The following is a 14,612-nucleotide window of genomic DNA, read 5'->3' as shown; positions in this document are numbered from 1 at the left end:
GGTGGGCACCGGTAGGATCGGTGACCATGGTCGAACTTGACTTCACCGAGCAGCTGTCCGCCCTCCGCGAGACCTTCGGCAACATCCGCTCGGTCGTCGACGTCGACCGGCTCCAGCGCGAGATCGCCGAACTGAGCGAGCAGGCGGGTGCCCAGGACCTGTGGGACGACGTCGAGCACGCGCAGCAGGTGACGAGCGCGCTCTCGCACAAGCAGGCCGAGCTCCGGAAGATGACCGACACCGAGCAGCGCATCGACGACCTCGAGGTCCTCGTCGAGATGGCGAACGAGGCCGACGACGCCGACTCCGCGGCCGAGGCGCAGGACGAGCTCAAGGCCATCCAGAAGACCATGGGCGACCTCGAGGTGCAGACCCTCCTCGACGGCGAGTACGACGAGCGCCCCGCGGTGATCACGATCCGCGCCGGTGCCGGCGGTGTCGATGCGGCGGACTTCGCCGAGATGCTCCTCCGCATGTACCTGCGCTACGCCGAGCAGCACGGCTTCAAGACCACCGTCATGGACACCTCCTACGCGGAGGAAGCGGGCATCAAGTCCGCGACGTTCGAGGTCGACGCGCCGTACGCCTTCGGCACGCTCTCGGTCGAGGCCGGCACGCACCGCCTCGTCCGCATGTCGCCGTTCGGTGCCGCGGGCAAGCGCCAGACCTCGTTCGCCGCGGTCGAGGTCATCCCGCTCATGCCGGAGACCGCGGTCATCGACATCCCGGAGAACGACATCCGGGTCGACGTGTTCCGGTCCTCCGGCCCCGGTGGCCAGTCGGTCAACACCACGGACTCCGCCGTCCGCCTGACCCACCTGCCGACCGGCACCGTCGTGTCCATGCAGAACGAGAAGTCGCAGATCCAGAACCGCGCAGCCGCCATGCGCGTGCTGCAGTCGCGCCTGCTGCTCCTGAAGAAGGAGGAGGAGAACGCGAAGAAGAAGGAGCTCGCCGGCAACATCACGGCGAGCTGGGGTGACCAGATCCGCTCGTACGTCCTCGCGCCGTACCAGATGGTCAAGGACCTCCGGAGCGAGCACGAGGTCAACAACCCGTCGTCGGTGTTCGACGGGGACCTGGACGGCTTCATCAACGCGGGCATCCGCTGGCGCAAGCAGGGCGACGATTCCTGAGCGAGCTCGCGGGGGAGTCGAGCCGCGCGCCTCGGTTGACTTCCGGCCCACCCGACCTAGCCTGATCCGGTCATGATCAAATTCGACCAGGTCACCAAGGTCTACTCGGGCAACCCGAGTCCCGCGCTCGACGACCTCTCCCTCGAGATCCTCAAGGGTGAGTTCGTCTTCCTCGTCGGCGCGTCCGGCTCCGGCAAGTCGAGCTTCCTCCGCCTCGTGCTCAAGGAGGAGAAGCCGACCCGCGGGCAGATCCACGTGCTCGGCCAGCGCCTCGGCGCGCTGTCGTCGCGCAAGGTCCCGTACTTCCGCCGCAACCTCGGTGTGGTCTTCCAGGACTTCCGGCTCCTGCCGAACAAGAACGTCTTCGACAACGTCGCGTTCTCGCTCCAGGTGATCGGCAAGAGCAAGGGCTTCATCAGCGAGGCCGTCACCGACGTGCTCAAGCTCGTCGGCCTGGCCGGCAAGGCCACCCGGATGCCGCACGAGCTCTCCGGTGGTGAGCAGCAGCGCGTCGCGATCGCCCGTGCGGTCGTCAACAAGCCGGCGATCCTGCTGGCCGACGAGCCCACCGGCAACCTCGACCCGACCACCTCGGCGGGCATCATGGCGCTCCTCGAACGCATCAACCAGGGAGGCACCACCGTGCTCATGGCGACGCACGACGCCAGCATCGTGAACCAGATGCAGCGCCGGGTCATCGAGCTCTCGAACGGCACCGTCCTGCGCGACGAGCAGTCCGGCGGGTACCAGACGCAGGCGCTGCCGATCCAGCGCGGCTCCGGCGTCTCGAACACGACCGGCATCCAGACGATCCCGGGGCTCATCCGATGAGGCTCGGGCTCGTCATGTCCGAGGTCGGCTCGGGCCTGCGGCGCAACGCGTCGATGGTGGTCTCGGTCGTCCTGGTGACCTTCATCTCGCTCACCTTCGTGGGCACGGCGATCCTGCTGCAGATGCAGATCAACCAGATGAAGGGGTACTGGTACGACCGGGCGCAGGTCGCGGTGTACCTGTGCACCGACACCGACACCACCGGCAACTGCACCGGTGCCAAGGCGACCGAGGACCAGCGCGAGCAGGTCCAGGCGCAGCTCGACTCGTCCACCCTGAAGCCGTACATCGAGAAGACGTACTACGAGGACCAGGACCAGGCGTTCACGCGGTTCAAGGAGCAGTTCAAGGACTCGCCCGCGACCGAGTTCGTGAAGCCGGAGTACCTCAACGAGACCTTCTGGGTGAACCTGAAGAACCCGTCGCAGGCGGACGTGCTCGTCGAGAGCCTGTCGAAGGTCGCCGGCGTGCAGAGCGTCGTCGACCAGCGCGGGTACCTGCAGCCGATCTTCAACCTGCTCAACGCATCGTCGTACACGGCGATCGGCATCGCGTCGCTGATGCTCGTGGCGGCCGTGCTGCTCATCGCGACCACCATCCGACTCTCGGCGTTCAGCAGGCGACGTGAGCTCGGCATCATGCGCCTGGTCGGGGCGTCGAACCGGTTCATCCAGACACCCTTCGTGCTCGAGGGGGTGATCGCCGCCGCGATCGGAGCGGTGCTCGCCGGTGGCGCGATCACCGCGGTGGTCTGGTTCTTCGTCCGGAACTACCTGGCGCAGCGGTTCTCCGGCACCGCCTTCATCGGCATGAGCGACGCGGCCGTGGTCGTGCCCGCGGTGATCGTGATCGGCGTGCTCCTGGCCGGGGTCTCGGCGCTCATCGCGATCCGCCGGTACCTGCGCGTCTGACCCGGCCCGAGCGGCGGTCGATCGTCCGGCGCGAGGCTCGCCGTGGCGGACATCTTCGCGGTGGTCCTGCCAACAACGTGTCCGCCTGCGCGAGCCTCGGGTCGCCGGCGCAGTGCGGCGCGCCGGGAAGGTGCGCCGCGGTCGTCGTGTTCACTAGGCTGTAGGGCTGCGCAGCAGCACCGGGGCCCGTGCCCGGTCACGAAGGGAGTCACCATGGCGAAGGAACGCGGCGAGAAGATCGTGGCGACCAACCGTCGCGCGCGCCACGACTACCTGATCGAGGACACGTACGAGGCGGGCATGGTGCTCTCGGGTACCGAGGTGAAGTCCCTCCGCGAGGGGCGGGCCTCACTCGTCGACGGCTACGCGTTCATCGACGGTGGCGAGGCCTGGCTCGACTCCGTGCACATCCCCGAGTACACCGAGGGGACGTGGAACAACCACGCGCCGCGGCGGAAGCGCAAGCTCCTCCTGCACAAGCAGCAGATCGTGAAGATCTCGCACAAGACCGCGCAGGGCGGGTACACGCTCGTGCCGATGAAGATCTACTTCCACGACGGCCGGGCGAAGGTCGAGATCGCGGTCGCCAAGGGCAAGCGCGAGTTCGACAAGCGTCAGGCCCTGCGCGAGAAGACCGACAAGCGCGAGGCCGAGCGCGCCATGCGCTCGCGCAACCGCCTCGGCGAGTGAGCGCGGCGGGGTGAGCCCTCGGCGAACGTCGGTGGCGTCGTCCAGCACACCCCGCTAGGCTGGGGTCCGCTCCTCACGGGGAGCATTGGCAACTCAACAGCGTGACAGCGGCTCGCACGTCACGGCCCGTACGGGGATGATCGGTTTCGACATTGCCTGTGTGCCGACGGGAAGCGGGCCGAGGACCCACGGTCATCTCGTGAACGATCCGTGGAAAACAACAAGTGCCAATTCCAAGCGCACTGACTTCGCTCTCGCTGCGTAAGCAGCCCAGCACATGAAGTCCGTCGGCCAGGTGATCGTCTTCTAACCTGAGTTCCGGCGTCATCCAGAGGACTTGCTGCACGGTTGCGCCTCAGGGCCGTGCGGGACTTGCACTGAGACTGGGCCCGTCGTCCTAGAAGCCGGTAGCAAAGGACGGGGCCGAGCAGAACGACTCATCCGGATACGCCCGTAGAAGACGTCGAACCGCAGCGATGGACGGGGGTTCGATTCCCCCCATCTCCACCAACGCCGTGCCGTCGAGCCGCTGTCGCGCTGATCGAACCGAGATCGCCACCCGAACGCCCCGTCGTCGTCCCCCAGGACGGCGCCGGGGCGTTCGTCGTTCCCCCGGGGTCCCGGACTACTGTCCGGAGCGAGCGCGGGGCTGGTCCTGCGTCGACCCGACCGGGAGGGCAGCACGTGGTGCAGGAGATCGCGATCCGAGTCCGTCTGCGCGAGCAGGACCGTCTGGGACTGGCGGAGTACGAGCGGATCGTGGGGTCCGTCGCGACCGTCGCCGCCGTCGTCGCCTGGCTGCCGACGCCCGGGTCACGGCTCGTCGTCCGCGGTCCTGGTGCCGAGCCGGTGCGCCTCGAGACGGTGTCGTACGGCACCGTGTTCGAGATGCTCGTCGTGCTCGACCAGCGCTCGGCCACGGTCGAACGGGCAGCGTCGGCGGTGGCCGCGCTGGTGACGTCGGTGCGCGACGAGCACGTCGAGGACGACGTCGCGGGCATCGCCGGCGAGTTCGACCGCCTCGATCGGTCGGCGCCGCGTGGTCGCTCGGCGGTGGAGCGGGCGCTGCGTGGGTTCCTCGAGGGAGCCCGGGCCGACGTGCTCGCACGGAGGACCACCACGCGGGTCCGTGCTGCCCAGGCGCTCCTGCGGCTCGCCGAGGACGGGGCGGAGCTCGTGGTGGAGCGGGTCGAGGACGCCCTGGCACCCGTGGTCGAGGAGCAGCAGGTCGACGTGCTCTCGGACACCAGCACGTCCGTCGTGGTCGAGCCGGTCGACGGGATCGCGCCCTCCGGTGTCCGCGCCTCGCGCACGGTGGTCGACGACGACTTCCCGGCGGAACAGCCCGGCGAGCAGGACGAGGGCACGAAGACCAAGGACAAGGACGAGAAGCAGTCCGACAAGAAGAAGAAGGACAAGAAGAAGGACAAGAAGAAGAAGGACGGCAAGAAGAAGGACAAGAAGAAGAAGGACAAGCAGAAGTCCGACAAGAAGAAGTCTGACAAGAAGCAGTAGGACCACGCGGTAGGGCCGGGTCAGAAGTCGAACAGGTTCGCCCGCAGGCCGCCGTTGCCGTACTCCCAGCGCAGCAGCCCCCGGCGGCGCAGTGCGGGCACGAGGTCGCCCGTCAGCCGGTACACCTGTGCCGGGTGCAGGTCGCCGGACAGGATGAACCCGTCGTTGTCCGCGTCCGCCCCGAGCTCCTCCGCGAAGTCCGCGAACTCCTCGGCCGTCCCGACGAACCCCTCGTGCGCGCTGATCCGCCCGAGCCGGGCCTTCCGGGTCAGGAGTTCCCGGAGGGGCGCGTCCGGCGTGTCCCCGACCAGCCCACGGACCGTGCCCGCGGACACGTGGTCGCCGAAGGTCCCGTCCGGGATCGGTGCGTCCAGGTCGAGGGCGAGCAGGTCCGTCTCGGAGTCGCTCGACCACGCGACGGCGGCGGCTCGGAGATCGGCATCCGACGGGTGTCGTGACGCGGCGACGACGCGCTCGGCCTCCTCGACCGAGGGCACCAGGACCGGTTTGAGCACGAACAGCACCCGCAGGTCGTCCGCGCTGCGCCCGGCGTCGGTCGCGGCGGTCAGTACCCGCGACCGGTACGCACGGACCGCCTCGGCCGTCAACGGTGCGAGTGCGAGCTGCACGTCCGAGTGCGTCCCGGCGAACCCGAGCCCGCGTCCGGATCCGCCGGGGGAGACCACGACCGGGTCAGCGTCGAGCGGGAGCGCGTTGAGCGGGCCGTCGGCGGTGAAGTACGCGCCCTCGTGGTGGAACGCGTCGAGTGCGTCGCCGTCGGCGAAGTGCCAGTCCGTCGGGTCCCCGACGTAGCCGTCGCCCCACGAGTGCCAGAGCCGTCGGAGCAGCGTGATCCACTCCTCGGCGCGGTCGTACGCGGCGTCGTGCGGGAGCGGTGCCGCTCCGACGTGCCGGGCGCTGCCGGTGTCGGTCACGACGTTCAGCCCGAAGCGGTCCGAGGACAGGTGCGCGAGTGTCGCGGCCTGCCGCGCGGCGAGGTACGGCGGTGTGATGCCGGCGTTCACCGTCGGTGCGATGCCGATGTGCTGCGTCACCGCGAACAGGTACGGCGCGAGCAGCAGCGGGTCGTGCTTCGGACCGCCGTACGCCTGCCGGATCCGCAGGTCGAGGGTCGCCGGACTGCCGAGGGAGATCGCGTCCTCGGCGATCACGAGGTCCATCCCCGCCTGCTCGAGCGCCCGGACGGACTGCTGGTACAGGTCGGGCTTCGTCCAGTCGTGGCCCCAGTCCCAGTCGGACCGTCCCCACGCCTGCGGGCCGAACCCCCGCGAGAAGAAGTACCCGAAGTGCTGCAGATCGCCCACCGTCAGACCTCCTGCGCGACGAGGTGGCCCTGCGGGACGGCGCGTGCGAGGGCCGCGACCTCGGTGGCGGGGGCGGGGCGGGCCTCCCGGCCGGCGCCGTCCCGTCCGGTGGCCGCACGGACCGCCGCGAGGCCGCACTCCACGTCGGCGAGCAGGTCGGAGACGTCCTCGATGCCGACGGACAGCCGGACCAGGCCGTCGCCGATGCCGAGCTCGGCCCGCTCGGCCGCGGTGCGGCCGGCGTGCGTGGTGGTCGCGGGGTGCAGCACGAGCGAGCGCACGTCACCCAGGTGGGTCATCCGACTGATGAGCTGCACCGCGTCGATGAAGGCGCGGGCGGCCGACTCGCCACCGGCGAGCGTGAAGGCGAAGACCGAGCCGGCCCCACGGGGCAGGTAGCGCTGGGCGAGGTCGTGGTACGGACTGGAGGCGAGCCCCGCGTGGTCGACGCTCGTCACCTCCGGCTGGCGCTCCAGGAAGGACGCGACGGCCAGCGCGTTCGCGACGTGGCGCTCGACGCGGAGCGACAGCGTCTCGATGCCCTGACGCAGCAGGAAGGCGTTGAAGGGCGACGGCGTCGGACCGATCCGCGACGCGACGACGTCACGCGCGTACACCGCGAAGGCCCGGCTGCCGTGGCGCTCGACGTAGCTCTGCCCGCCGAGGGCGCGGTCCGGCGTCGTGAGGTGGGCGAAGCGTTCCGGCGTACGGCCCCAGTCGAAGGTCCCGCCGTCGACGACGAGCCCGCCCAGGCCGGCACCGTGCCCGGAGAGGAACTTCGACGCGGAGTGCACCACGACGTCGGCGCCGTGCTCGACCGGCCGCACCAGGTACGGCGTCGCCAGGGTGTTGTCCACGACGAGCGGCACGCCCGCCCGGTGCGCGGTGTCGGCGACCCCGGCGATGTCGAGGACGTCGTTCTTCGGGTTGGGGATCGTCTCGGCGAAGAAGAGCTTCGTGTTCGGCCGAACCGCGCGGGCCCACGCGTCGAGGTCGCGCTGGTCCGCGACGAAGTCGACCTCGATGCCGAGGCGCGCCAGGTTCTGCAGGAGCAGGCCCTTCGTGCCCTCGTAGATGCTCCGGGCGCTCACGACGTGGTCGCCCGCCTGCAGGAGCCCGAGGAGCGCCACCGTCACCGCCGCCTGGCCGCTGCCGACGAGGATCGCCTCGGCGCTCCGTTCGAGCAGTGCGACGCGGCGCTCGACGTCGGCGTTCGTCGGGTTGCCCAGCCGTGTGTAGGTGTACCCGTCGTCGGCACCGGCGAAGCGCTCGCGGGCCTGCTCGAAGTCGTCGAAGAGGAAGCCCGAGGTCATGTGGATCGCTGGGACCCGCGCTCCGTGTGCGGTGTCGGGCAGGAACCCGCCGTGCACCTGCTCGGTGGCGAAGCCGTGGCCGTCGTTCGACATGGGGTCCTCCTGGCGTGTCCGTCGTGCGGGTACTCTCGCAGGCCGGACGGCCCGGTGGGGCATTGCGGCGTCGGGTTACGGGCCGGCGGTGCCACCCCGAGCGGGAGCGGCCGTGCTCGCGTCTGCGTCTGCGTCGGCGAGCAGTGCGGCGAGGCGTCGGGGGAGTCCCGGGGCGATCGGATCCGGGAGCGCGTCGACCGGGAACCACCGGACGTCCTCGCTCTCGTGGCTCACCGCGGTCCGGGTGGAGGGGGCCGCCGTGGCGACGAAGCCGACGTCCCAGTGCGCCGCGCAGGAGAAGCCGCCGTGCAGGTCGTGGCGGTCCAGGTCGGCCACGACGCCGTCGTCGAGCTCGAGGCCGACGATGCCGGACTCCTCGCGGGCCTCGCGCCGAGCCGCCCCGGCCAGGTCGGGGTCCCGCGGCTCGAGGTGCCCGCCGAACTGCACCCAGAACCGGCCCTTGCGGTGCAGGCAGAGCAGGACGCGGGACCGGTCGGGCGAGAACACGAAGCACGACGCCGTCAGGTGCTCCGTGCCGAGGGACCGGTCGAGTGCAGCGTCCCCGGTGCTGCGGACGAACCCGACGAACCGCTCGCGGTCGGGCGACGGCGCGTCGGTGAGCGCGGCGAGGGCATCGGCGGGGCGCATCCGACGATCGTGGCACGGCGGACGGGTACGGGCACGCGACGAGACGCGTGTCGATCGACGCGTGGGACGTCGGTTCGTGCGCCGACGTCGTGTCCGTGCGCATCGTTCGACACCGCACCGGTCGATCGACGCGTGCGATGTCGCAGGAGCGCGGCCGGGCTGCCGACGCCGGTCCGCCGACGCCTCGGCCCCGGGTCAGAACAGCGCGCGGACCCCGGCGGCGACGGTGTCCCACATGGCGAGGAGCGGCTCCCGGGCGAGCCACACCGCCACCCCGTTCACCGCCACGAAGAGCACGAACCACAGCACGGCCGGCACCCGCATCTCGGCGGCGGCGATGTGGAAGTCCGTCTGCACCCGGGCGCCGGTCAGCAGCCAGCGGGCGACGTGCACGAGGGACCGCAGACCGTCCACCACGAACGCGGTGCCGACCGCGGCGACGACGAGCACGGTGGCCTCCGACGGCCGGACCGCCACCCACAGCGCGAGCGCGTCGAAACCGAGCACGACGAGCAGGCCGAACCAGTTCCGCACGAACGCCAGGGCCACCAGGCCGACGACGGCGAGCACCACCACGGGGAGCCACCGCGACCCCTGGAGCACCCCGGAGACGAGCAGCACCCCGGCCCAGAGCGGCGCGCTGTACCCGGCGAAGAGGTTGAGGACCCGGACCAGCCAGCGGATCGCCGCCGGCACGCGCCCGAGTCGGACCCAGGCCTCGCCGGAGCCGTCGGCGTGCAGGTCGATCCGGTCGATGCGTCCGCCGAACGGCACCACGACGACGCAGTGGCCGACCTCGTGCACGATGGTGCCCGCGATCCGGGCGACCCGGCCGACCAGGGGCACGACGGGCAGGACGGCGCCGACCAGGACGGCGACGAACACGAGGGGCGGGGCTGCTGCGGTCAAGACGCCAGGATGGCAGCACCCACCAAGAGGACGCTGACCGCGCGGGCCGTCGGGTCAGCGGACGGCGTCCACGACGACGAGCACCACCACGACGACCGTCGCGACGACCGCCAGGCCGGTCAGGACGACGAGGAACACCGTCACCCGGTTGCGCTGCACGTGCCTGGCTACTCGACCGTCACCGACCTCGCGGCGGCGCGGGGCTTGTCCACCGCGCAACCGAGCTGCAGCGCGAGTTCACGCGCCAGCATCTGCAGGGGCACGACCGCCTCGACCGGACCCCAGGGTGCGAGCGACCGTCCCCAGGCCAGGTCGGTGGCCTCCGCGCGGTCGGTGATCGCCGGTACGTCGGAGCCCGCACGGCCGATCGTGACGACGAGGCCCCCGCGGGCCCGGACCTCGGCGACGGCGGAGGCGATGCGCGGGTCCCCGTGGTCGACCACCACGACCGGGGTGCCGTCGTCGACGAGCGCGAGCGGACCGTGCTTGAGCTCACCGACGGGGCAGGACCGTGCCCACCGGTAGGCGAGCTCCTCCACCTTCAGCGCACCCTCGGCTGCGTAGGGCAGCCCGGGCCCGCGGCCGACGAACAGGAACCCGGGCGCGTCACGGACCGTCGCGGCCAGGAGCGGGATGCGCTCGGCTGCGACCGCGGCGGCGGCCGCCATCCGCTCGGGCAGTCCGGAGAGCTCGTCGACCAGGGCTGCGGCGCGGGTCGGCTCGAGCCGGCCCGAGGCGACCAGTGCCGACAGGACCGCGGTCACGCCGACGACCACCTGCGCCGTGAAGGTCTTCGTCGCGGCGAGCCCGACCTCGGGGCCGGTGTGGCAGGCGAGCACCGCGTCGGCTCGGCGGGCGAGGGACGAGTGCACGTCGTCCGTCAGCGCCAGGACCGGGTACCGGTCGTCGAGCCGGTCGAGCGCCCGGAGGACGTCCGCGGTCTCCCCGGACTGGCTGATGGCGACGACGAGGGTGTCGCGACCGAGGACGGCGTGGTCCACCTCGCTCGCGACGACGATGTCGGTGGGCACGCCGCCGAGGGTGCGCGCGGTCCCGGCGACGACCTGGCCGGCGTGCAGCGACGTCCCGCAGGCGACGACGGCGAGCCGCTCGAACGCCGGTAGCCCGAGCCCCGTCCAGGTGCTGCCGTCCGCGGTGCGCTGCCGGACGCGCTCGAGCAGGTCGGCGACGACCCGGGGCTGTTCGGCGATCTCCTTGGCCGTGTGGTCCGGGTGGTCGCCGAGGTCGACGTCGAGCGCGGTCGTGGCGAACGGGGACGGGGTGGGGAAGGGCACGGGCACGGCGATGCCCTCCGACGACCAGCTCCACGCCTCGCCGAGCTCGACGACGTCGCCGTCCCGGAGCGGCACGAAGGTCTCGCACCACCGGGCGATGGTGCCGACGTCGCTCGCGACGAAGTCACCCCGTGCCGAGCGTGCGACGACGAGGGGCGACCGGTTCGCGGCGGCGACCATGCGGCCGTCCCGGGCGTCGAGCACGACGATCGCCCAGGAGCCCCGCAGTTGCGCGGTCGCGATCTGCACCGCGAGCACGAGGTCGGGGTCGACGCGGAGTGCACGCTCGACCAGGTGCCCGATGACCTCGGAGTCGACCTCGGACCGGAAGACGTGCCCCTGCTGCTCGAGCGTCGCCCGCAACCGTCCCGCGTTCTCGACGGTCCCGTTGTGCACGACGCTGATCCGGCCGGAGCAGTCGGCGTGCGGGTGCGCGTTCTCCTCGCGCACCGTCCCGCAGGTCGCCCAGCGGGTGTGCCCGATCCCGAGCCCGGTCGAGGCGTCCTCTGCCGGTACCGCGGCCGCCCGTGCAGCGAGGTCCGCCCGCAGGTCCGCGACGCGGGACACCGACCGGACCGTGGCGATCCGACCGGCGGCGGTCCGCACCGCGACGCCGACGGAGTCGTACCCCCGGTACTCCAGCCGTTCGAGACCGTCGAGCAGGAAGGGGGTCACGTCGTCGCTGACGCGCGCCGCGATGATGCCGCACATACGATGTCCGTTCGGGTGGTGGACCGGCCCGGTGCCGGGGAGCGGCACCGACCGCCGCCGGGTCTGCCGCGGGTCCGGGTCCGTCGCCCGGCCGGTCCACCCGCGGATCAGGCGGGGGCGGACCGGGAGGGTCGGCGGTTCGGGTACCGGACGGTCGTGATCCGCGGACGGGCCCTTCCGGGAAGGGCACGACGGTCGGTGCACCACGAGCCTCGCCCGGCGGGTCCGCCGGGACAACACCGCGCAGCGGCTCTTGCGGTTCACCGCGCGAGCGGTGCGACCCGACGTGTCGTCGGTGCGGACTCCCGCAAGCCGGCTCGCGGTCCGACGTCGGGCGTGACGGACGGGAGGCCCGGTACCAGCTGGTACCGGGCCTCCCGTCCGTCGAGCGGTCGCCCTGCGTCCGCGGGTCGCGCGATCAGGTGAGCAGCGCGACGAGGTGCGAGCGCGAGCGCGCACCGACCTTCCGGTAGATCTGCGTCAGGCGCAGCTCCACGGTGCGCTGGGACATGAACAGCGACGAGGCGATCTCGCGGTTGCGGTAGCCCTCGGTCACCTTCTGCACCACGGCGCGCTCCTCCGCGGTCAGCTGGGTGAGCACGACGGACGCGTCCGGGGCGCTCCGCGGTGACCCGGGGACCGGGGCGGACAGCACCGGTCCGGACCGCAGTGACGTCGGCACGCCGAAGGCCGGCATGACCGCCGTCGGCGCGGGCGTCGCCAGCGGTCGTCGCAGACCGGCCGCCTCGTACGCGGCCGCGGCGGCGGCGCCGAGGCGGGGCCGCTCGGCGTCCGTGCCCACCGCCGTCAGGGCGGCGAAGGTGCGAGCGCGCTCGTACTGCGAGTCGTGCGGCTGGAACAGCTCGAGGGCTCGACGACGCGCCGTCTCACGGGTGGCGTCGTCGGCGACGAGCGCCAGGCTGCGGGCCAGCACGAGCGCCCCCCAGCGGGACGGCCGGGCGTGGTGGTCGGCCGCGAGCCGGGCCGTCGCGTTCCGGGCGTCGTCGATCCGGCCGAGGCGCACGTAGCCCTCGACCAGGTCGCCGAGGTGCCGCAGCACGGTCGGGTTGCGCAGCGACCGGCCGACGGCGTCCGCCGCCTCGAGGGCGGTCACCGCCTCGTCGACACGACCGTCGAGCAGCAGCACACGCCCGCGGAGTGCGTGCAGCCGGGCCGTGGTGCCCCAGAGCAGCACCGTGGAGCGGAGCGCCAGGCACCGGTCCACCACCTCGAGCGCCTCGAGCGAACGGCCCTCGGCGAAGTGGCGCCACGCGACCGCGACCGCCCGCGACGGCTCGCGGAGCCGCTGCGCGGACAGGGCGCTCCCGGCCTCCCAGGCGTCGATCGCGCGGAGGGCCTGCCGGAAGTTGCCGGAGCGCAGCTCGTTCTCGGCGGACAGGTAGCGGGCTCCCTCGACCCACACGGCCTCGGTGTCCTGCCCGCGGGCGACGACGAGCGCGAAGACGCGACGTGCGCTCCGGTACCGCTCGGCGAGGCTCAGCGCGTGTGCCACGAGCAGGAGTGCCGGGTCGGACATCGCCATCAGCCGCGCCGTCGAGAGTCCGTCGTAGAGCTCCGTGTCGGCGGGCAGCGAACCGTCGAGCGCGGCGACGAGGCACTGCACGGCGCCGGCGATCTCCGCGGTGTGCGGGGTGACCACCGGAGCGAGCTGCTCGACCCGGGCGAGCAGGTCGCGGGCCTGCTCGAGGTCCCACGTCTCCGCCCGGAAGCTGGCGACCATCGCCAGGAGCCCGGCGGTCGCGGGGGCTTCGGGTGCCTCCGCGTCCACGGGCACGAGGAGCTCGTCCGCGTGCACGGTCTCGCCGCGCAGGTACTGCACGGAGTACAGGACCCGCAGGCGCCGGACCTCGTCCGACCCGCGCCGGAACGGGCGCATCGCGGTGAGGTAGCGCGCGGCGAGCCCGAGCTGACGCTGTGCGAACAGCGCCTCGGTGACGGCGAGCAGTGCCGTCCGCTCGTCCTCACCGCCCGAGCCGACGTGCAGGGCACGCTCGGCCAGGGCGACCGCGGCGTGCGGTGCCCCGTCGGCGACGTAGCCCGCGGCGGCGTCGAGCAGCGCGACCACGTCGGGGACGTCGTCGACGAAGCTCCGGTGCCACGCGGCGGCGCGCGGATCCGCCTCGGCGCTCGCCGCGGCGAGCTCGCGGTGCAGCGTGCGCCGGGTGCGTGCGGACATCCGCCAGTACAGGGCCGACCGCAGCAGCGGGTCGCGGACCGTGACGGTCTGGCCGCGCACGACGACGAGCCCGGCGTCGGCGAGGTCGTCGACGGCGTCGCGGTCCCATCCGGTCGTCCTGGCGACCGGCACGAGGGACAGCCGGGCGAGGACGTCCAGACCACGTCCCGCGTCGTCGGTGTCGGTGTCGGTGTCGGTGTCGGCGGCACCCTCGACCACGTCGAGGGTCAGTGCCGCGATGGCCTCGGTCGTGGCGGTCGGGCGCAACGGCAGCACGAGCGGCTCGGTGCCGGTCAGCTGGGCGGTCGAGAGCATGTCGAACTGCTCGCGGAGCGCGCCGGGGTTGCCGCCCGTCGCAGCGGCGAGGATCGCGAGGACGCCGTCGTTCGCGCCCTCCGGTGCCATCGACCGGGCCAGCGCGAGGGACACGTCGGCGGCCAGCGGTTCGAGCCGCAGCACGGGGAGGGCCGTGAGCGGACCGTCCGACGGCACGGTCCGGACCGTTGCGACCAGGCGCAGTGCCGTGCCGGCGAGCCGACCCGCCAGGAACGCGATGAGCTCCTGGCTCTCGCGGTCCATCCGGTCGAGGTCGTCGATCAGGACGACCGTCGGCGGCAGGGTCAGGGTCTGCACGGCCTCGAGGAAGTCGTGCGCGGCGGCGAGCCCGCTCGTCGCGCCACCGGCCTGCAGCAGGTGCGCGATGTGGGCGGTCGCCCGCGGATCGTCGAGTGCGGTGAACAGGGAGGTCACGCCGGCCAGGGGCCAGCGGGACTCGCTCCCGTTGACACCGACCCGCACGACGGGCAGGGAGACGCGGTCAGCGACCGCGTCGAGGACGCTGCTGCGCCCGGAACCAGGGTCGCCGACGACGACCATCGCGGACTCACGAGGGAGTACAGCGAGGGTCGCGATCCGGTCGACCTCGAGACGGCGACCGGTGAGTGCCATGACTCACCGGCCTCCGGGTCCGGGGACGGAGACTGCGGTGGGCGTCCGGTCGGCAGCGCGGCGGGAGACCACGGCGACGGACGGGATCCA

At 72.3% G+C, this 14,612-nt stretch carries 11 protein-coding genes and 1 other RNA gene; 6 read left to right on the top strand and 6 right to left on the bottom strand.

Going from position 1 to position 14,612, the window contains the following annotated elements:
• Positions 1-26 precede the first annotated feature (26 nt).
• The 6 genes from prfB (at position 27) to M3666_RS09710 (ending at position 5,083) form a co-directional block, all read left to right on the top strand.
• On the top strand, positions 27-1,136 hold the full coding sequence (gene prfB, locus M3666_RS09735; RefSeq protein WP_066654787.1) for a peptide chain release factor 2: 1,110 nt from the start codon (positions 27-29) through the stop codon (positions 1,134-1,136).
• A gap of 72 nt (positions 1,137-1,208) precedes the next feature.
• The gene (gene ftsE / locus M3666_RS09730) at positions 1,209-1,967 is read left to right on the top strand and encodes a cell division ATP-binding protein FtsE (protein ID WP_066654786.1); all 759 of its coding nucleotides are present in this window, start codon (positions 1,209-1,211) and stop codon (positions 1,965-1,967) included.
• Positions 1,964-2,878 (top strand): permease-like cell division protein FtsX, encoded by a 915-nt coding sequence (gene ftsX / locus M3666_RS09725; protein ID WP_209682249.1) that lies wholly within the window; start codon positions 1,964-1,966, stop codon positions 2,876-2,878. Before ftsE ends, ftsX begins: the two co-directional genes overlap by 4 nt.
• A 213-nt stretch (positions 2,879-3,091) precedes the next feature.
• On the top strand, positions 3,092-3,568 hold the full coding sequence (gene smpB / locus M3666_RS09720; RefSeq protein WP_066654782.1) for an SsrA-binding protein SmpB: 477 nt from the start codon (positions 3,092-3,094) through the stop codon (positions 3,566-3,568).
• A gap of 132 nt (positions 3,569-3,700) precedes the next feature.
• Positions 3,701-4,078, top strand: a transfer-messenger RNA (tmRNA) gene (gene ssrA / locus M3666_RS09715).
• Between the two features lie 174 nt (positions 4,079-4,252).
• Positions 4,253-5,083 carry a hypothetical protein gene (locus tag M3666_RS09710; protein WP_251155106.1) on the top strand — a complete coding sequence of 277 codons (831 nt, stop codon included), beginning with the start codon at positions 4,253-4,255 and terminating at the stop codon, positions 5,081-5,083.
• 20 nt (positions 5,084-5,103) lie between these two features.
• On the opposite strand, the gene M3666_RS09705 is transcribed toward M3666_RS09710, so the two are convergent.
• From M3666_RS09705 to M3666_RS09680, 6 genes are all read right to left on the bottom strand, one after another.
• Positions 5,104-6,408, bottom strand: a complete 1,305-nt coding sequence (locus tag M3666_RS09705; protein WP_251155105.1) for an LLM class flavin-dependent oxidoreductase — start codon at positions 6,406-6,408, stop codon at positions 5,104-5,106.
• A gap of 2 nt (positions 6,409-6,410) precedes the next feature.
• The gene (locus M3666_RS09700) at positions 6,411-7,814 is read right to left on the bottom strand and encodes an O-acetylhomoserine aminocarboxypropyltransferase/cysteine synthase family protein (protein ID WP_251155104.1); all 1,404 of its coding nucleotides are present in this window, start codon (positions 7,812-7,814) and stop codon (positions 6,411-6,413) included.
• 75 nt (positions 7,815-7,889) lie between these two features.
• A complete protein-coding gene (locus M3666_RS09695) occupies positions 7,890-8,462 on the bottom strand; it encodes an NUDIX hydrolase (protein ID WP_251155103.1) in 573 nt (190 codons plus the stop codon).
• A 195-nt stretch (positions 8,463-8,657) separates the two neighbouring features.
• The gene (locus tag M3666_RS09690) at positions 8,658-9,371 is read right to left on the bottom strand and encodes a M50 family metallopeptidase (protein ID WP_251155102.1); all 714 of its coding nucleotides are present in this window, start codon (positions 9,369-9,371) and stop codon (positions 8,658-8,660) included.
• 167 nt (positions 9,372-9,538) lie between these two features.
• Positions 9,539-11,377 carry a glutamine--fructose-6-phosphate transaminase (isomerizing) gene (glmS, locus tag M3666_RS09685; RefSeq protein WP_251155101.1) on the bottom strand — a complete coding sequence of 613 codons (1,839 nt, stop codon included), beginning with the start codon at positions 11,375-11,377 and terminating at the stop codon, positions 9,539-9,541.
• Positions 11,378-11,795: 418 nt separating this feature from the next.
• Positions 11,796-14,522: a LuxR family transcriptional regulator gene (locus tag M3666_RS09680; protein ID WP_251155100.1), complete on the bottom strand. Its 2,727-nt coding sequence runs from the start codon at positions 14,520-14,522 to the stop codon at positions 11,796-11,798.
• Positions 14,523-14,612: the final 90 nt, after the last annotated feature.

Origin of the sequence: Curtobacterium sp. ODYSSEY 48 V2, from assembly GCF_023712625.1 — a bacterium.
Taxonomy (GTDB): Bacteria; Actinomycetota; Actinomycetes; order Actinomycetales; family Microbacteriaceae; genus Curtobacterium.
This window is presented reverse-complemented; position numbering and strand designations above follow the sequence as displayed.